The sequence below is a fragment of the Arthrobacter sp. NPDC056727 genome (assembly GCF_042790555.1).
GTDB lineage: Bacteria > Actinomycetota > Actinomycetes > Actinomycetales > Micrococcaceae > Arthrobacter.
In genome coordinates this window covers 138417-156077 of the sequence record NZ_JBHTZA010000009.1, presented here as the reverse complement: position 1 = coordinate 156077, position 17661 = coordinate 138417, and the positions used below count along the sequence as shown (strand labels likewise).

13 protein-coding genes are annotated in these 17661 nt (G+C 66.6%); 3 read left to right on the top strand and 10 right to left on the bottom strand.

The window, feature by feature from the left end:
* On the bottom strand, positions 1-1425 hold the full coding sequence (locus ACFRAH_RS11455; protein WP_377990996.1) for an MFS transporter: 1425 nt from the start codon (positions 1423-1425) through the stop codon (positions 1-3).
* Positions 1426-1707: 282 nt separating this feature from the next.
* Between ACFRAH_RS11455 and ACFRAH_RS11450 the strand changes: the two genes are divergently transcribed.
* Positions 1708-3120: an MFS transporter gene (locus ACFRAH_RS11450; protein ID WP_377990995.1), complete on the top strand. Its 1413-nt coding sequence runs from the start codon at positions 1708-1710 to the stop codon at positions 3118-3120.
* 85 nt (positions 3121-3205) lie between these two features.
* On the opposite strand, the gene ACFRAH_RS11445 is transcribed toward ACFRAH_RS11450, so the two are convergent.
* Both ACFRAH_RS11445 and ACFRAH_RS11440 read right to left on the bottom strand, forming a co-directional pair.
* Complete coding sequence (locus ACFRAH_RS11445; protein WP_377990994.1) at positions 3206-5017, bottom strand: acetyl/propionyl/methylcrotonyl-CoA carboxylase subunit alpha; 1812 nt, start codon at positions 5015-5017, stop codon at positions 3206-3208.
* A 102-nt stretch (positions 5018-5119) separates the two neighbouring features.
* Complete coding sequence (locus ACFRAH_RS11440) at positions 5120-5779, bottom strand: Maf family protein (RefSeq protein ID WP_377990993.1); 660 nt, start codon at positions 5777-5779, stop codon at positions 5120-5122.
* Between the two features lie 101 nt (positions 5780-5880).
* On the opposite strand from ACFRAH_RS11440, the gene ACFRAH_RS11435 reads away from it, so the two are divergent.
* Complete coding sequence (locus tag ACFRAH_RS11435; protein ID WP_377990992.1) at positions 5881-7323, top strand: HNH endonuclease; 1443 nt, start codon at positions 5881-5883, stop codon at positions 7321-7323.
* A 156-nt stretch (positions 7324-7479) separates the two neighbouring features.
* Here the strand turns inward: ACFRAH_RS11435 and ACFRAH_RS11430 are convergent, their stop codons facing one another.
* Together ACFRAH_RS11430 and ACFRAH_RS11425 are read right to left on the bottom strand one after the other, a co-directional pair.
* Entirely contained in the window at positions 7480-10023 is a 2544-nt protein-coding gene (locus tag ACFRAH_RS11430; RefSeq protein ID WP_377990991.1) for an MMPL family transporter, read from the bottom strand.
* A 1-nt stretch (position 10024) separates the two neighbouring features.
* Positions 10025-10759 (bottom strand): TetR/AcrR family transcriptional regulator, encoded by a 735-nt coding sequence (locus tag ACFRAH_RS11425; protein WP_377990990.1) that lies wholly within the window; start codon positions 10757-10759, stop codon positions 10025-10027.
* Positions 10760-10941: 182 nt separating this feature from the next.
* Here ACFRAH_RS11425 and ACFRAH_RS11420 point away from each other — a divergent pair, with 182 nt between their 5' ends.
* Positions 10942-11514 carry a hypothetical protein gene (locus ACFRAH_RS11420; RefSeq protein WP_377991039.1) on the top strand — a complete coding sequence of 191 codons (573 nt, stop codon included), beginning with the start codon at positions 10942-10944 and terminating at the stop codon, positions 11512-11514.
* Positions 11515-11582: 68 nt separating this feature from the next.
* On the opposite strand, the gene ACFRAH_RS11415 is transcribed toward ACFRAH_RS11420, so the two are convergent.
* The 5 genes from ACFRAH_RS11415 to ACFRAH_RS11395 all read right to left on the bottom strand — a co-directional run bounded on the left by ACFRAH_RS11415 (position 11583) and on the right by ACFRAH_RS11395 (position 17619).
* Entirely contained in the window at positions 11583-12287 is a 705-nt protein-coding gene (locus ACFRAH_RS11415; RefSeq protein WP_377990989.1) for an alpha/beta fold hydrolase, read from the bottom strand.
* Between the two features lie 118 nt (positions 12288-12405).
* On the bottom strand, positions 12406-13806 hold the full coding sequence (locus tag ACFRAH_RS11410; RefSeq protein WP_377990988.1) for a dicarboxylate/amino acid:cation symporter: 1401 nt from the start codon (positions 13804-13806) through the stop codon (positions 12406-12408).
* A 252-nt stretch (positions 13807-14058) separates the two neighbouring features.
* Entirely contained in the window at positions 14059-15744 is a 1686-nt protein-coding gene (locus ACFRAH_RS11405; protein WP_377990987.1) for a DUF885 domain-containing protein, read from the bottom strand.
* 49 nt (positions 15745-15793) lie between these two features.
* Positions 15794-16039 carry an acyl-CoA carboxylase subunit epsilon gene (locus ACFRAH_RS11400; RefSeq protein ID WP_377990986.1) on the bottom strand — a complete coding sequence of 82 codons (246 nt, stop codon included), beginning with the start codon at positions 16037-16039 and terminating at the stop codon, positions 15794-15796.
* Positions 16036-17619: an acyl-CoA carboxylase subunit beta gene (locus ACFRAH_RS11395; RefSeq protein ID WP_377990985.1), complete on the bottom strand. Its 1584-nt coding sequence runs from the start codon at positions 17617-17619 to the stop codon at positions 16036-16038. The genes ACFRAH_RS11400 and ACFRAH_RS11395 overlap by 4 nt, the downstream gene beginning before the upstream one ends.
* Positions 17620-17661 lie beyond the last annotated feature (42 nt).

Genomic DNA, 17661 nt, shown 5'->3' with positions numbered 1-17661 from the left:
TTAGACGTGTCCCATCGCGTTTCGGTTGGCGTTGCGGATGTAGAAGAACCAGCAGACGGTGAGCATCAGGGCGTACGCTCCGACGAAGCCGTAGAAAGCCGGGGTGTAGGAGCCGCTGGCGGTGTTGGAGGCGTTGAGCACCTGCGGGATGACGAACCCGCCGTAAGCGCCGATGGCGGAGATCAGGCCGAGGGCCGAGGACGCAAGGCGCTGGGTCTGCACCGAGCTGGCTCCGGAGCGGGCCGCGCGGCTGGACGTTGCAAAGATGACCGGGATCATGCGGTAGGTGGCGCCGTTTCCGAAGCCGCTGGCCGTGAACAGCATCAGGAACAGGACCAGGAAGAGCCAGAAGTTCTTCAGCGGCAGGGTCCAGATCATGGTCAGCGTGATAACGGCCATCGAGGCAAAGGCCGTTACGGTCATCCGGGCCCCGCCCATGCGGTCAGCCATGCGGCCGCCGTAGGGGCGGGCCAGCGAACCGACCAGCGGGCCGAGGAAGGCCAGGGAGAGAGCCACCGCGCCGACGTGGATTGAGGAGAACGCCGGGAAGTAGTCCTTGATGAGCTTCGGGAAAACGCCGGCGAAGCCGATGAAGGAGCCAAACGTTCCGATGTAGAGCAGCGCCATGACCCACAGGTGGGGTTCCTTGATGGCTGCCAGGGATCCGGCCACGTCGCCCTTGGCGCTCGTGAGGTTGTTCATGTACTTGTAGGCTCCGAAGGCTGCCAGCAGGATCAGCGGAACCCACATGAGGCCGGCCATGGGGAGGTTGACGGTGCCGGCGGCCAGCAGCGTGATGGCAATGGGGACGGCGAGCTGTGCCACGGCTGCGCCGAGGTTACCGCCGGCGGCGTTCAAGCCCAGGGCCCAGCCCTTTTCCCGTGCGGGGTAGAAGAACGTGATGTTGGCCATGGAGCTGGCGAAGTTGCCGCCGCCGAAGCCTGCGAGGGCGGCCACAAACAGCATGGCGCCGAACGGGGTTTCCGGATTGGAGACGCACAGGGCCAGGCCGATCGTGGGGATCAGCAGCAGCAGGGCGGAGACGATGGTCCAGTTCCGGCCGCCGAAGCGCGGGACCATGAACGTGTACGGAATGCGCAGCGTGGCTCCGACGAGGCTCGGCATGGAGATGAGCCAGAAGATTTCGGAGGTGCTGAACGTGAACCCGGCGGCGGGGAGCTGGACCACGACGATGGACCACAGCTGCCAGACGACGAAGCCGAGGAATTCGGCGAAGATGGACCAGTTGAGGTTGCGGCGGGCGATGGAGCGGCCCTGGGAGTCCCACTGGTGCTTGTTCTCGGCGTCCCAGTTGGCGATCCAGCGTCCGGGACGCTCTTCAAGGGCGGGTGCATCGGCAGTGGTGGCGGCGGCAAGATCGAGGGAATTGTGGGTTCCGGCGTCTGCGGTGCGGTCAGCAGTCACGGTATACCTCCTTGGGGGAATGTTGTCCTTCCAAGGTAGGGATGGCGCGTTTCGCAGACGGTCGCCCTTTGTTAACGTGCTGTGACATTTGCCTATCAGCCCGCCTCGGGCGGCGTTAGGCTTGCTGGACGACCTCATGGTGAGACAACCAGAAAAGTCCGTATTCTGGACCGCTTGTCCGTTACGTGGACGGCGGGAACTAAGATAGAACTCTGTCTTATCCCTATGTTTGGAGGGGCTTCCGCGCGGAGTCCCGCCCGGTTCTCATGAAAGCGTCCCCACATGTCATCGCCTGCAACATCAACGGAACATGGCACCGCCAAACCGGTGAACTCCAAGGGCAAAGTGATCTTTGCCAGCCTCATCGGAACAACGATCGAGTTCTACGACTTCTACATCTACGCCACCGCATCGGTGCTGGTTTTCCCGAAGCTGTTCTTCCCGCAAGCCACCGAAATCAACGCCCTCCTGAGCTCCTTCGCCATCTTCGGCGTCGCGTTCATTGCCCGGCCCATCGGCTCGGTCCTGTTCGGGCACTTCGGCGACAAGTTCGGCCGCAAGGGCACCCTGGTGGCCTCCCTGCTCACGATGGGCCTGGCCACTTTCTTCATCGGGCTGCTCCCCACCGCCACCGTTGCCGGCTGGACGGTCCTTGCGCCGCTGCTGCTGGTACTGCTGCGCTTCGCCCAGGGCCTGGCGCTGGGCGGTGAGTGGTCCGGCGCGGCGCTCCTGGCCACCGAGAACGCACCCCAGGGCAAGCGCGCCGTCTACGGAACGTTCCCGCAGCTCGGCGCCCCCATCGGCTTCATCCTGGCCAACCTGCTCTTCATCTGGTTCAACGCCGCCCTCACTCCCGAGGAGTTCACCGCCTGGGGCTGGCGCGTGCCGTTCCTGCTCAGCGCCGTCCTCGTGATCGTGGGACTCTATGTCCGGCTGAAGCTCGTGGAAAGTGTCTCCTTCCAGAAGGTCCTGAAGGAGGACAAGGTGGCCAAGGTCCCCTTCGCCGCCACCTTCAAGAGCCACTGGCGCCCGGTGCTGGCAGGCACCTTCATCATGCTGGCTACGTACGTGCTGTTCTACATCATGACCTCATTCACCCTGACCTACGGCACCAAGCCCGCCTCCGTTGAGGCCGCGCAGGCCGCCGCCGAAAAGGCAGGCAAACCGATGTCCGCCGCCGAGATCGCCAACTTCGTTCCCGGCCTGGGCGTTTCCCGCGGTGACTTCCTCTGGATGCTGATCCTCGGCGTCGTCTTCTTTGGCATCTTCACCCTCGTGTCCGGCCCGCTGGCCGAGAAGTGGGGCCGCCGCAAGTTCCTCATGGGCGTCACCGCAGGCATCTTCGTGTTCGGCGCGCTGTGGTTCACCATGTTCGGCCCCGGCCCGGGCGCGGCAATCGTCGGCCTCATTGTCGGCTTCACGCTGATGGGCCTCACCTTCGGCCCGATGGCTGCGATCCTGCCGGAGCTGTTCCCGTCCAACGTGCGGTACACCGGCTCGGCTGTCGCGTACAACCTGTCCAGCGTCATCGGAGCCGCCCCGGCGTCGTTCATCGCCATCGCCCTGTGGCAGGCAGCCGGCGGCAGCACCTGGCTCGTCGGCGTCTACATGGCGGGGGCTGCGGTGCTGACCTTCATAGCGCTGTGGCTCACCCGGGAAACCAGGGACACGGACTACGAGAACAACGTGGCCTGACCCTTAGCCTTCCGCTTAAACGAAAATGCCCGGTGTGATTCACACCGGGCATTTTCATGCTCTGTTGCTGCTGCTTAGCCGTGACTTAGTCTTCGATCGTCGCGATCACGGCGCCGGCAGCGACCGTCTGGCCCGCCGCGGCGGACAGCCCGGTAATGGTCCCGGCGCGGTGTGCGGTGAGCGGCTGTTCCATCTTCATCGCCTCAAGTACGACGACGAGATCACCTTCGGCGACGACGTCGCCGTCGGCCACGGCCACCTTAACGATGGTTCCCTGCATGGGCGAGGTCAGCGCGTTGCCGCCGGCAGCGGCGGTGGCGCCGCCGGTGCGGCTGCGCTTCTTGGACTTCGCGGGCTTCGCGCCGGCCGCCGCGTTCCCGCTGAAGCCAAGGCTGGCCGGCAGGGCTACCTCCAGGCGCTTGCCGCCCACTTCCACCACCACGGTGCGGCGCTCGCCGGCTTCCTCACCCTCCGGCGCGGCGCCGTTGGGCGTCCACGCAGGAAGGTCGTTGACGAACTCGGTCTCGATCCAGCGGGTGTGGACGCCGAACGGTCCCTCGGCGGGTGCGAACGCCGGGTGGCTGACCACGGCCAGGTCGAAGGGGATGACCGTGGGGATGCCCTCCACCACCATCTCCTCGAGGGCGCGGCGGGCACGCTGCAGGGCCTGCGGGCGGTTCGCTCCGGTGACGATCAGCTTGGACAGCATCGAGTCGAAGTTGCCGCTGATGACGTCGCCCTCTTCGACGCCGGAGTCGATGCGGACGCCGGGCCCGGTGGGGTTCTTCAGGGTGCTGATGGTGCCCGGTGCGGGCATGAAGTTGCGGCCCGGATCCTCGCCGGTGATGCGGAACTCGAAGGAGTGGCCGCGGACCTCGGGGTCGCCGTAGCCCAGCTCTTCGCCGCGGGCCAGGCGGAACTGCTCGCGGACCAGGTCGATGCCGGTCACTTCCTCGGAGACGCAGTGCTCCACCTGCAGGCGGGTGTTCACCTCGAGGAAGGAGATGGTGCCGTCCTGGCCGACGAGGAACTCGCAGGTTCCGGCGCCCAGGTAGCCGGCCTCCTTCAGGATGGCCTTGGACGACTCGTAGAGGCGGCGGTTCTGCTCCTCCGTCAGGAAGGGGGCGGGGGCCTCCTCCACGAGCTTCTGGTTGCGGCGCTGGAGTGAGCAGTCGCGGGTGGAGACGACGACGACGTTGCCGTGCGCGTCGGCGAGGCACTGCGTCTCGACGTGGCGGGGGGCATCGAGGAACCGCTCGATGAAGCATTCGCCGCGGCCGAAGGCTGCGGTGGCCTCGCGGACAGCGGAATCGAAGAGTTCGGGGATTTCCTCGCGGGTGCGGGCCACCTTGATGCCGCGCCCGCCGCCGCCGAAGGCGGCCTTGATGGCCACGGGCAGGCCGAACTTGTCCGCGAATTCGAGGATCTCCTCGGCGGACTCAACGGGGTCGGCGGTGCCGGGCACCTGCGGGGCGCCCACCTTCTCGGCGATGTGGCGGGCCTGGACCTTGTCGCCGAGGGCGGAGATGGCTTCCGGTGAGGGGCCGATCCAGGTGATGCCGGCGTCGATGACCTTGGCCGCGAACTCGGCGTTCTCGGCGAGGAAGCCATAGCCGGGGTGGATGGCATCAGCGCCGGACTGGCGGGCCACGTCGATCAGTTTGTCCATCACGAGGTAGGACTCGGCTGCCGTGTTGCCGCCCAGGGCGTATGCTTCGTCGGCGAGCCGGACGTGGAGGGCATCCCGGTCCGGATCGGCGTAGACGGCGACGGAGGCGATGCCCTCGTCCCGGGCCGCACGGATGATGCGGACGGCGATTTCACCGCGGTTCGCGATCAGAACCTTGGTGAGTTTTGAATGCACTGGACCTGCGGACTGCTCCGGCTTTACTGACAAGGCGTCTCCTTCTTTCCTTCAGGGAGCCTAGCCTGATTTTGAGGATTCCGCCGATATTACTGGCGGAATCCGCGTGTAAGAGGCCCGGCCTTTGTAGGGAAGCTACAACTCCCCGGGATTTGCCGAGTCGGGCAGGTCTTGCCAGAACTCGGTGATGCTCACGTTCGCCTGGGCCAGCAGGGAACGAAGCGTGGATACCGACAAACCGACTACGGCGTGCGGGTCGCCGTCGACTTTCCGGATGAAAGCGCCGCCCAAACCGTCGATGGTGAAGGAGCCGGCGCAGTGGAGCGGTTCACCGGTGGCAATGTAGGCGTCGATCTCGGCGAGTTCCATGTCCATGAAGTGGACCTCCGCGGAGGCGACGCTGCCCAGTGTGGCGCCCGAGCCGCCGTCGTCGTCCGTGTCGCGGCAGTCCACCAGCCAGTGGCCGGTGTGCAGGACCCCGCTGCTGCCGCTCATCCGCAGCATCCGCTGCCGGGCCACGTCCACGGTGTACGGCTTGCCGTGCGATTCGCCGTCGAACTCAAAAACCGAATCGCAGCCGAGCACCAGCGCCCCGTCGGCTTCCGGGAGCGACGCGACGGCCTCCGCCTTGGCACGCGCCAACAGGAGGGCGGTGTCGTGCGGATCCGTGACGCCGTAGCGTTCCTGGACGGCGTCCTCGTCGACGTCGGACACGAGGACCTGGTGTTCGATGCCGGCCTCAGTCAGGAGCTTGGTGCGGGCGGGGGACTGGGAAGCAAGAATGAGGCGGGTCACTGTTCCAGCGTAATACGTTCAGAAGTGCCGCCGGCGGTCACGGGCATGTACGTCACCTTGAGCTCGCTAAAAATGTCGGACCCCCTTGGCAGACTTAGCCCATGGAAGGCAGTCGGGAGCCGGTGACGGCTGAAGTTACGGATGAGGTTGGAATCAGGGACCTCATCAGGTCCTTGGCCGGTATCCGCATGATTGCCGATGATGCCGGACTGATTGATCAATTGCGGGACCTGGAAGAGTTGAAGTCCGCGGTGGCGGGGCTCCAGGCCCGGATCGCTGTCACATTCGATGCCCGGCAGCGGCAAAAGCAGGCAGTGACTGGACCGCAGGCTGGGCTTGGGATGCCGGCTGCCGAGGACCTCGGCAAAGACCGCGGAAAGGAATGCCGCATGGACTCGGCGGCGCAGATTGCGCTTGCCCGGGGCGAGTCGCCGCACCGCGGCGGCCGCCTGCTGGGGATGGCGAGGGCCCTGGTCACCGAGATGCCGCGCACTCTGGCCGCCCTGGAGACCGGACAGTTGAATGAAGAGCGCGCCACCCTGATCGTCCGGGAAACAGCATGCCTCAGTGCCGCCGACCGGTCCGCCGCCGATGAGGAACTCGCCGCAGACACGGGAACCTTCAAGGGTGCAGGAACCCGGGCGGTTGTCGCCGCAGTGAGGGCTGCGGCCATCCGGCGGGATTCTCGCTCCGTCGCGCAGCGGGCGAGCCGTGCGGCGTCCGAGCGGACGGTGAGCATCCGGCCGGCCCCGGACACTATGGTGTACCTGACGGCGCTGCTGCCAGTTCACGAGGGCATCGCCGCATACACGGCGTTGACCCGGCACGCCGATTCTCTCCGCGCCGGCGGGGACCAGCGTAGCCGTGGGCAGATCAGCGCCGATACCCTGGTCGAGTGGACCACCGGTACCCCGGGAGGTATTTCCGGTGTGGATGTCCAGCTCGTCATGACGGACCGAACCCTTTTTCAGGGTGACACCGAGCCCGCCAGGATTGCCGGCTACGGCGTTGTCCCGGCTGCCTGGGCGCGGACGCTGGTGATCAGTGGACAGGCCGAGGGAGATCAGGAGTTCAAGGCCTGGGTCCGCCGGCTGTACACGGCGCCGGGGTCGGGTGATTTAGTGGCCATGGATTCGCGGAGGCGGCTGTTCCCGGCACCGTTGCGCCGCTTCATCCAAATCCGTGACGACACCTGCCGGACGCCCTACTGCGACGCTCCCATCCGGCACCTCGACCACATAGTCCCGTGGCACGCCGATGGACCCACCAGCCTCGGCAACGGCGCGGGCGTGTGCGAGGCGTGTAATCACACCAAAGAAGGGCCCGGCTGGAAAGCCCAGCCCAGATCCGGCCCGAGGCACTCCATAGAAATCCGCACTCCGACCGGCCACACCTACCACTCCACCGCGCCACCCCTCCCGGGGAGGGAGCGTGACGCGTCGAACGCGGAAGCCTGCCGGTGCAGGCGTGAACTCCGGCGCCATGCGAAGGTGCGCATGCGGGGGCGGAGGGAAGCCTCTGCTGAGGGTTCGCTTGCTGCCTAAGACTCTCCGCTAAGTAGCGGAGCTCGTGTCGGACTGGATTACAGACTGGGTAGGAACCAGATAAAGCGGAAGCCGCCCTCTGATCCAGATGATCGGAGGGCGGCCGTCCACTCCCTTTCGTTGCTCTGAGTCTGGTGACCTCAGCGGTAACGGCCGTCAGCCGGCAGGGACTTTGGCGGGTTCGGCCGCAGAGGTGACACTCGCCGTCGTGCTTTTCTTGCCGAGCTTCGCGCCTTCCACGTCCACGTCCGGCAGGATGCGGTCCAGCCAGCGCGGCAGCCACCAGGCCTTATCACCGAGGAGGTACATGACTGCCGGGACGATCGTCATGCGCACCACGAAGGCGTCAACCAGCACGCCGAAGGCCATCGCGAAGCCGAGCGGCCGGACCATGTTCAGGTGCGAGAAGATGAAGCCCGCGAAGACACTGACCATGATGATGGCGGCGGCGGTGACCACGGCCGAGGCGTGGCTGAAGCCGGACCGGACTGCGTGCTTGGCGGACTCGCCGTGCATGAAGGACTCACGCATGCCCGAGGCGATGAACACCTGGTAGTCCATGGCCAGCCCGAACAGGACGCCGATCAGGATGATCGGCAGGAAGCTCAGCACGGCTCCGGGGTTGTCGACACCGAACACCGAGCCCAGCCAGCCCCACTGGTAGACCGCCACCACGGCACCGAACGCGGCCGCAAGCGACAGCAGGAACCCGCCGGTTGCCAGCAGCGGCACCACGATCGAGCGGAACACCAGCAGCAGCAGGATCAGCGAGAGCCCCACGACGATGGCCAGGTAGGACGGCAGTGCGTCGCCCAGCTTGGTGGAAACGTCGACGTTGCCTGCGGTCTGGCCGGTGTGGCCGATGCTGACGCCGGTGGAGTCCTGGATTTCGGCCCTCTCGGCACGGATGTCGGAGACCACGTCCACGGTGCTGGCGCTGGCCGGTCCCTCCTTCGGGATGACCTGGAACACCGCCGTCCCGCGGTCCTCGCTCAGCGCCACCGGAATGGCCGCCGTGACGTTCTCCGTCTTGCGCAGGATGTCCGCGACGTCCAGCTGCTTGGCCGTTGCTTCCGCTTCGCTCAGGCCGTCCGGGAGATCGCCCACCACGATGATCGGCCCGGTCATGCCCTCGCCAAAGCTGCGCTTGGTGGCGTCATAGGCTTTGAAGGCCTGGGAATCGACGGGTTCGGAGCCGCCGTCGGGCAGTGCAAGCCGCAGCTGGGCAGCGGGCAGTGCCACGATGCCCAGCGCCAGGACCCCTGCCAGCATGGCCAGAACCGGGTGCCTGGTGACCAGTCCGCCCCAGCCGTGGCTGCTGCGGTGTTCGTCCCTGGCGTGGTCCTCGGCCTCAGCGTTGGGGTCGGCATTGTGCTGCGCGGCCTTGGCCCAGGCCCGCCTGGAGATCAGCTTCCTGCCAATGAACGAGAGGATGGCCGGGGTCAGCGTCAGGGCGACGAGGACGGCGACCGCGACGGTCCCGGCCGCGGACACGCCCATCACCCCCAGGAACGGAAGCCCGGGGACAACCAGCGCCGCGAGGGCGATGATGACTGTCAGGCCGGCAAAGAGCACGGCATTGCCGGAGGTTCCGGTGGCGCGGGCCACGGACTCCTCGGCGTCCATGCCCGCCAGCAGCTGCCCGCGGTGGCGGTTGACGATGAACAGCGAGTAGTCAATGCCGACGGCGAGGCCCAGCATGAGGGCGAGCATCGGCGAGATTGAACTCATGTCGATGACACTGCTGAGGGCCATGGTGCCGCCGACGCCGACCGCTACGCCGATAATGGCCATCAGCAGCGGCAGCCCGGCGGCGACCAGGGTGCCGAGCATGATGATCAGTACCAGCGCCGCCACGGCGATGCCGATGATCTCGGCCACGCCGAAGATCTCGGAGACGTCCTCGCTGATCTCCTTGCTCGGCAGCGCTGTGACACCTGCGGAGGAGACTTCCTGCAGGATGTCCTGGACTTCCTGGCGCACCCCGGGGTCCAGCCCGTTGATGGAGGTCCTGAACTGGACCTGCGCAATGGCCGCCTTGCCGTCCTCGGAGACGAAGCGCATTCCGTGCGACGCTTCCAGCTGGCGCTTGGCGAGTGCCAGCTTCGCGTCACCTGCCTCCAGTTCCCTGGTCCCGGCGTCGAGCTTTGCCTGGCCGGCGGCCAGTGCGGCTTTTTGCTGGCCAAGCTGTGCTTCAATGGCCGACGCCGGGAGCCCGGCCGCGGTCATCTGCGCCTCGGCAGCGGCGAGCTGCTCCTTGCCGGCGGCCAGTTCGGCGGCAGATGTTTCCAGCTGTGCTTTGCCGGCGGCGGCCTTGGCTTCACCGTCGGCGAGATCCCCGGCGGCCTTGTCCAGCTGCGCCTGCGTGGCGAACGGGTCCACGGTTCCCCGGACGTCCGGAAGGGCCTCAAGCTTCGTCAGCGCAGTGGACACCGCATCCTTGCCGGCCTGGCTGAACCGGGCGTCATTTGCCTGGAAGACAACCCCCGCAGAGCCGCCGGATGACGCCGGCAGCTCCTTCTGGAGCTTGTCGGCCATACGCTGGGTTTCCGTGCCGGGTATCTGGAAGTTGTTGGACAGAGTGCCGGAAAAAGCTGCTGCCGCGCCGCCGACGGCGAGCAGGACCGCCAGCCAGAGCGAGACGACAAGCCAGCGGTGACGATAGGAAAACTTGCCAAGGCGGTACAGGAGAAGTGCCATGTCAGGACCGTTCTGCGTTGCGGGTGGAAGGTTTGGCGGATGATTCGGGCGACTGTGGTGCAGGGCTGGCGAAGCCGGACCCGAGGAGCCCCATCGAATCGATGAGCAGCTGCCGGAGGATGGCCAGTGATTCGGGGGACATATCGGGGCCGCACCGGCGGAACCAGACGTCCATCGCTGCCTTGCCGCAGGAGATGACTGACCCTGCGAGGGCCCGGACGTAGAGCTCGTCCCGGTCAGCCCCGGTGCCCTGGCCGGTGCGCTCGCGGGCCGCAGCGACAATCTGTTCGGTGCAGTGGTCCCATGCCTCCAGTTCGGAGCGCGCCATGAGGGGGTTGCCCTGGGTCAGGCCGAACAGCTCGGCAAGCGGGGCCACCGTCATGGGATCTGCCAATTCCACCAGGGCGGCGCGCGCCGACTCAAGGATGGGCTCGTCCGCGGGGCGCCGGCGGAACTGTTCGAGGGCGCTGTCCAGGAATCCGTTGGTCACCGAGGCGATGGCGGCTTCCGTGCTGCTGAAGTAGTTGAAGAAGGTGCGGCGGGAGATGCCCGCGGCTTCGGCGATGTCCTCGACCGTGAAGTTGCCCGGGCCGTTCTGCCGCAGAAGAGCAAGAGTGGAATCGATGATGGCCCGCCTCGTGGCGGCCTTGTTCAGCTCGCGGCGGGAAGCCGCCCCGCGGGGCTCCGTGGGGGCGGGATCCGGTGAAGGCTGGGATGGCGAAGTGGAAGTGGACACCCAATTACACTACGTGCAAGTTTGCACTCTGCGCAACCGGTGCGGCACTTCACAGCCTTGACGGAGAAATTCACAGCATCTTCACAGCCGGGCGAAAGGCGTTCTTGAGGAGGAAGGTGCATCCTGTTGTCGTCGGCACGGCGGCAGTGGTGCCTCAAGGCCGGCGGATCGAGGAGCGGACCATGGAGCGTTCAAAGAAAGTTGCCCTCGGGCTTGGCGCGACTGCCTTGGCACTGGGTGCCGGATTCGGTGTTAGCGGGATGGCGGCCGCAACAACAGCCGTTCCCTCGCCCACTCCAACAACAAGCAGCCCGTCCAGTGCTCCCGCTGACGCCCCGCGGTTTGACGGCTGGGACCGTCACGGCAACGGGCATGGACATGGACGCGGTCACGGTGTCCTCGGCCGGGACGCGGCGGCCCTCGCGGCCAAGCTGGGCGTGGACCAGGCCAAGGTGGAGGACGCCCTGAGGGCATTCCGCGACGCAAACCGTCCGCCCGCCAGGAACGCCGACGGCACCAAGCCGGACAGGGCCGCGAAGGAGGCGGCCCTGGCAGCCTCGCTGGCGAAGTCGCTGGGAATCGATGAAGCCAAGGTTAAGGCCGCCCTCGAGGAACTCCGCACCGAGGCGCAGGCCGGACGTGCGGCTGCCCTGAAGGGTCGGCTCGACCAAGCGGTGAAGGACGGCGTACTCACCCAGGCCGAGGCAGATGCCGTCACGAAGGCCGTGGAAAAGGGCGTGATCGGCGGCCATTAGGTTGCTGGACGGAAACCCGGCTTGCCTTTAGTGCTCGCCAGGGGTCGCTGTGCCGCGGCTATTAAGCGTCAGCCGGTGCGGTCCACGGCGGCGAGGATTGCCGCCCCGAGTTCCGCCGGCTTGGTGAACTGCGGCCAGTGCCCGGTGGGAAGGTCCACAAGTTCCACATCGCGGATGCGCGCGAGCTCTTCAACGTAAGGGTGGCCGGCGTCCATCCACTCCGTCAGCAGGGAGGACGGGAACTCGCAGGCGATCACCGTGGCCGGAACCTCGTAGCGGCGCACGTCGTGAAGGTGCTGCTTGTCGCAGGCCACGGCTCTTGGCTGCGGGATGGCCCGTGCGCGGAATGCTTCCCGAAGCCCGTCGTCGAGGTCGGTGAGGTCGGCGTCGTCGAACACGTCCCACGCGGGCAGGGGGATCTCGTCACCCTCGCTCGGCAGCTCGTCGTTGATGACCCCGCCCTCGCCGAGCGGTCCGCTGTCCACATAGACGGCCCTGGCCACGCGGTCCGGACGTTCGTCCACAGCGCCGTGGATGATGGCGCCGCCGCCGGAGTGGCCCACGAGGACCAGCGGACCCTCGATTCCGTCAATGGCCTCAACGACTGTGTTGATGTGGTCGCGGAGCCCGATGCCGGACCTCTTGGCGTCCTTCGACTCGAGCCCCGGAAGGGTCAGTGCGTGGATCTGGTGGCCGGCCTCCAAAAGCGGGGGAGTGACGCCGGACCAGGATGAACCATCGAGCCAAAAGCCGGGAACCAGAATGATGTCCATGCCCGTACCCTACCCTTGCTCTCCGCATGCTGGACTGATTTGGGCGGCCCGGCTTAAAGCGGGCGACTTAAAGCGGTGTGCCCCGGGGAACTCCCGGGGCACACGCATTCTATGAAGGTCAGGCCTTCGAGCCGGCCAGCTCGCGCTCGGCCGCGGGTGCATCCTCCTCACGGAAGGCCTCCCCGGTGTGCGGCGCGTTGTAGAGGGTTTCGTCGAGGATCCCCTGGCGCTTGGCCACGATGGTGGGCACGAGTGCCTGGCCTGCCACGTTGACGGCCGTGCGGCCCATGTCCAGGATGGGGTCGATCGCCAGCAGGAGTCCGACGCCGGCCAGCGGCAGTCCCAGCGTGGAGAGGGTCAGCGTCAGCATGACGACGGCGCCGGTGGTGCCGGCCGTGGCAGCGGACCCGAGGACGGAAACCAGGGCGATCAGCAGGTACTGGCTGAAGTCGAGCTGGATTCCGAAGAACTGGGCCACAAAGATCGCTGCGATGGCCGGGTAGATGGCCGCGCAGCCGTCCATCTTGGTGGTGGCGCCCAGCGGAACCGCGAAGGAGGCGTAGCCCTTGGCAACGCCGAGGTTGCGCTCGGTAACCCGCTGGGTCAGCGGGAGCGTGCCGATGGAGGAGCGGGAGACGAAGGCCAGCTGGATCGCGGGCCAGGCGCCGGAGAAGTACTGCTTGACGGACAGGCCGTGGGAGCGGACGAGAACCGGGTAGACGACGAACAGCACCAGGGCGAGGCCGATGTAGATGGCCACCGTGAACTTGCCCAGCGAGCCGATGGTGTCCCAGCCGTACACTGCCACGGCGTTGCCGATCAGGCCCACGGTGCCCAGCGGTGCGATGCGGATGATCCACCACAGGACCTTCTGGATGACGGCCAGGGCCGAGGCGTTGAGGGCCAGGAACGGCTCAGCCTGCTTGCCCACCTTGAGGGCGGCGACTCCGACGGCGATCGCGATCACCAGGATCTGCAGGACGTTGAAGCTGACGGAGGTGGTTACGGCGCCGGAGTCGGTGACCGTGGAGCTGGCGCCGAGGCCCAGGAAGTTCTTCGGGAACAGGCCGATGAGGAATGCCCACCAGTCGCCCTGCTTGCCGTCGTACTTCGCCTCGCCGGAGATGCCGGTGTTGGCGCCAGGCTGCAGGAGCACGCCAAGGCCAATGCCGATAAGCACGGACACCAGGGATGTGATGGCAAACCACAGCAGCGTGTTCCAAGCCAGCCGGGCCGCGTTGGCGACCTCGCGCAGGTTGGAGATGGAGCTCACCACAGCCGTGAAGATGAGCGGCACGACGGCGGTCTGCAGCAGCGACACATAGCTGGAGCCGATGGTCTGCAGCGTGGCGCCCAGCCCGTTGGGGTTCGTCTTGGTGCTGCCGGTGTACTTTGCCAGCAGGCCAAGCCCAAGCCCGATGATCAGGGCCGAGATGATCTGGAAGCCGAAGGAACCTGCCCACCGGGGCAGCTGGAAGCCGGGGCGCCCGGCCGTGGATGAAGTGGTTTGATTGCTCACCACAACAAGCTAGGCCGCGCAAAATACAGCTTCCAGCCGACATTGAGAAATATTACGCGGACCTTACTGGCTAACAGCATCACGATGCCCGGAAAATCGGCGTAACTCCGCTCTTTTATGAAGATATTCCCACGGAACCTGTGGCAAACATCTCGCCCCGGTCAGGAGTTTTTTGTCCAGATACCGCGGCTTCGGAGGCCCTTAACCCGCGGTATCTGGACAAAAACTCCTATCGATCGGGGGGATGGAACCCTAGCCGAGCATTGCGCGCTTGAGCGTGTCGAGGCCCACGGAGCCGATGTTGAGCGCCTTGGTGTGGAAGGCCTTCAGGTCAAAATCCGGCCGGGCTTCGAGCTCCAAGCGGATCTGCTCCCACAGCCGCTGGCCCACCTTGTAGGACGGGGCCTGGCCCGGCCAGCCGAGGTAGCGCGCGAACTCGAACTGAAGGTTGCCCTCGCTGATGTCCAGGTTGGCCTTGAGGAAGTCGAAGCCCTTCTCCGGCGTCCAGGTGCCCGTTCCCCAGCGCGCGGGGACGTCGAGTTCCAGGTGGACACCGATGTCAAAGACCACCCGGGCGGCCCGCATGCGCTGCATGTCCAGCATGCCCATGTGGTCGCCCGGATCCTTGAGGTAGCCGAGCTCCTCCATGAGCTTCTCGGCGTATAGGGCCCAGCCCTCGCCGTGGCCCGAGGTCCAGCAGACATTGCGCCGCCAACTGTTGAGCAGTTCGCGCCGGTAGACGGCGGTGGCCACCTGCAGGTGGTGGCCGGGCACGCCCTCATGGAACACGGTAGTGGTTTCGGCCCAGGTGGTGAACGAGTCCTCGCCCTCGGGCACGGACCACCACATCTTTCCGGGCCGGCTGAAGTCGTCCGAGGGCCCTGTGTAGTAGATGCCGCCCTCGTCGGTGGGCGCGATCCGGCATTCGAGCGTCTTCATGACGTCGGGAATCTCGAAGTGGACGCCGGCAAGGTCGGACACTGCGCGGTCGGACAGCTCCTGCATCCACGCCGTCAGGGCGTCCGTTCCCTGAAGGCGCCGGGCCGGATCGCCGTTGAGGATCTCCTTGGCCTCGGCGATGGAGGCGCCCGGCCTGATTTCTTCCGCGACGCGTTCCTGGGCGGCAATGATCCGCTCCAGCTCCTCCACGCCCCAGGCGTAGGTTTCCTCGAGGTCGACGGCGGCACCCAGGAAAACCCGCGAGGCGAGGGCGTAGCGTTCCCGGCCCACGGCATCCTTCTCCGGGGCGACGGGCAGCAGCTCCTCCAGCAGGTACGCCGCCAGCCCGGCGTACGCTCCCCGGGCGGCGGCAGCACCGGCGTCGAGCTTTTCCTGCAGGTCCGCCGGCAGCGGGCCGTCCGCCGTTTTGGCCTCGGCCGCGAGCTTGGCGAAGAAACCGTCCTCGGCGGCGTATTTGGTGGTCTGCTCGATCACGATCGACACCTGGCGCCGGGCGGAGACCTTGCCGCCGTCCCTGGCCGTCCGGAGGGACTCGATGTAGCCGCTGATCGCCGCGGGCACGCTGTGCGTGCGGCCGGCGATGTTGGCCCAGTGCTCCTCGGTGTCCGTGGGCATGAGGTCGAAGATCGAGCGGATGTTCTGCGCCGGGGAGTCGATGTTGTTCAGCTCGGCCAGGTTCCAGCCCGACCCATGGATCTCCAGCTGGAGGCCGAGGCGTTCGCGCAGGGCGTCGAGGGTGACGGCATCGACGTCGTCAACGGGTTCCAGCCCCTCAAGGGCCTGCAGGGTCTTTCGTTCCGCTGCTGCGAACCTGGCCAGCCCGGCAGGGGAGAAGTCCTGGAACTCGGTATCGTGCCCCGGGATGCCGAGCGTGGTGGCCAGGCTCGGGTCCAGTGCAAGGAGGGTTTCGGTGTGGGCGTCGGCGACGGCGTCAATGGCGGTCCGGGGGCGTGCCGGGGCGGCGGATTCAGTAGTCACCCCACGAGACTAATCGCAGGGTTCCAGTTATGAAAGAGTCATTGAATTTTTAGCCCCGGCTCCGCTTCCAGGCCCCCGGACCGGGCGTCGGCTCCAGCCGCAGCTGCTGCCGCCGCATCCACTGCCGCACGCTGGGCTTCGCCGGGCCGGCCGCTGCTGCCGGTTCCAGGGAAAGCACGACGGCGGTAAGCGCCGCCAGCTCCTCGGCTGTCGGTTCGCCCTTGGTGACAGAGAACAGGGTCTGGGCCGGCTGGGCGTTGTCAGCGGGCTCAGCCGCGGGATTCGGGACGCTCACAGCGGGATGTTTCCGTGCTTCTTGGCGGGCAGGCCCGCACGCTTGTCGCGGAGTGCACGCAGCCCCCTGACGATCTGCAGCCGCGTGTCCGAGGGGGCGATGACCGCGTCAACGTAGCCCAGCTCGGCGGCCTGGTACGGGTTGAGCAGCTCTTCCTCGTACTGCCGGATCACGTCGGCGCGCTTGGCTTCGACGTCGCCGCCGGCCTCGGCAACGGCGGCGAGGTCGCGCCGGTAGAGGATGTTGACGGCGCCCTGGGCGCCCATCACGCCGATCTGGGCGGTGGGCCAGGCGAGGTTCAGGTCGGCGCCGAGCTTCTTGGAGCCCATCACGATGTAGGCGCCGCCGTAGGCCTTCCGGGTGATCACGGTCAGCTTGGGCACGGTGGCTTCGGCGTAGGCGTAGAGGAGCTTGGCGCCGCGGCGGATGATGCCCTGGAACTCCTGGTCCTTGCCCGGCAGGAAGCCCGGAACGTCCACGAGGGTGATGATCGGGATGTTGAAGGCGTCGCAGTGGCGGACGAAGCGGGCCGCTTTTTCGGAAGCGGAGATGTCCAGGGTGCCGGCGAACTGCAGCGGCTGGTTGGCCACGATTCCCACCGTGTGCCCCTCGACCCGGCCATAGCCGATGATCACGTTGGGTGCGTACAGCGCCTGCATCTCCAGGAAGTGGGCATCGTCGACGACCTGCTCGATGACCTTGCGCATGTCGTAGGGCTGGTTCGCGGAATCCGGGATCAGCGTGTCCAGGGCGAGGTCGTCCTCGTCGAGTTCCAGCTCCTGCTGGTGCTCCAGCACCGGCGCCTCGGAGAGGTTGTTGGAGGGGAGGAAGTCCAGCAGTTCCCGGACGAATTCGATGGCGTCGGCCTCGTCGGAGGCCAGGTAGGTGGAGGTGCCGGTGGTGGCGTTATGCTGCCGGGCGCCGCCGAGGGTTTCCATGTCCACGTCCTCGCCGGTGACGGTCTTGATGACGTCCGGTCCGGTGATGAACATGTGGGAGGTCTTGTCCACCATGACCACGTAGTCGGTCAGTGCGGGGGAGTAGGCCGCGCCGCCGGCGCAGGGGCCCATGATGAGGGAGATCTGGGGGACAACCCCGGAGGCGTGCACGTTGTTGCGGAAGATGTCCGCGAACATGGCCAGCGAGGCCACACCCTCCTGGATCCGGGCGCCGCCGCCGTCGTTGATGCCCACCACGGGGCAGCCGTTGCGCAGCGCGAACTCCTGGACCTTCACGATCTTTTCGCCGTTGACCTGGCTCAGGGAGCCGCCGTAGACGCTGAAGTCCTGGCTGTACAGGGCCACGAGCCGGCCGTCCACGGTTCCGTAACCGGACACCACGCCGTCGCCGAGCGGCTTCTTCTTCTCCATGCCGAAGGCCGTGGAGCGGTGCACCGCCAATGCGTCGAACTCGACGAAGGATCCCTCGTCCACCAGCAGGTCGATGCGCTCGCGGGCGGTGTTCTTGCCGCGCGCGTGCTGCTTCTCGATGGCTTCGGGGCCGGAGGGCTGCTCTGCACGGGCCTGGCGGTCGCGGAAATCGGCAATCTTTCCCGCCGTCGTGGTCAGATCGTGGCTCATCAAGTGTCTCCGGCTCTGTAGCTGTTGTGCTGTAGCTGTTCT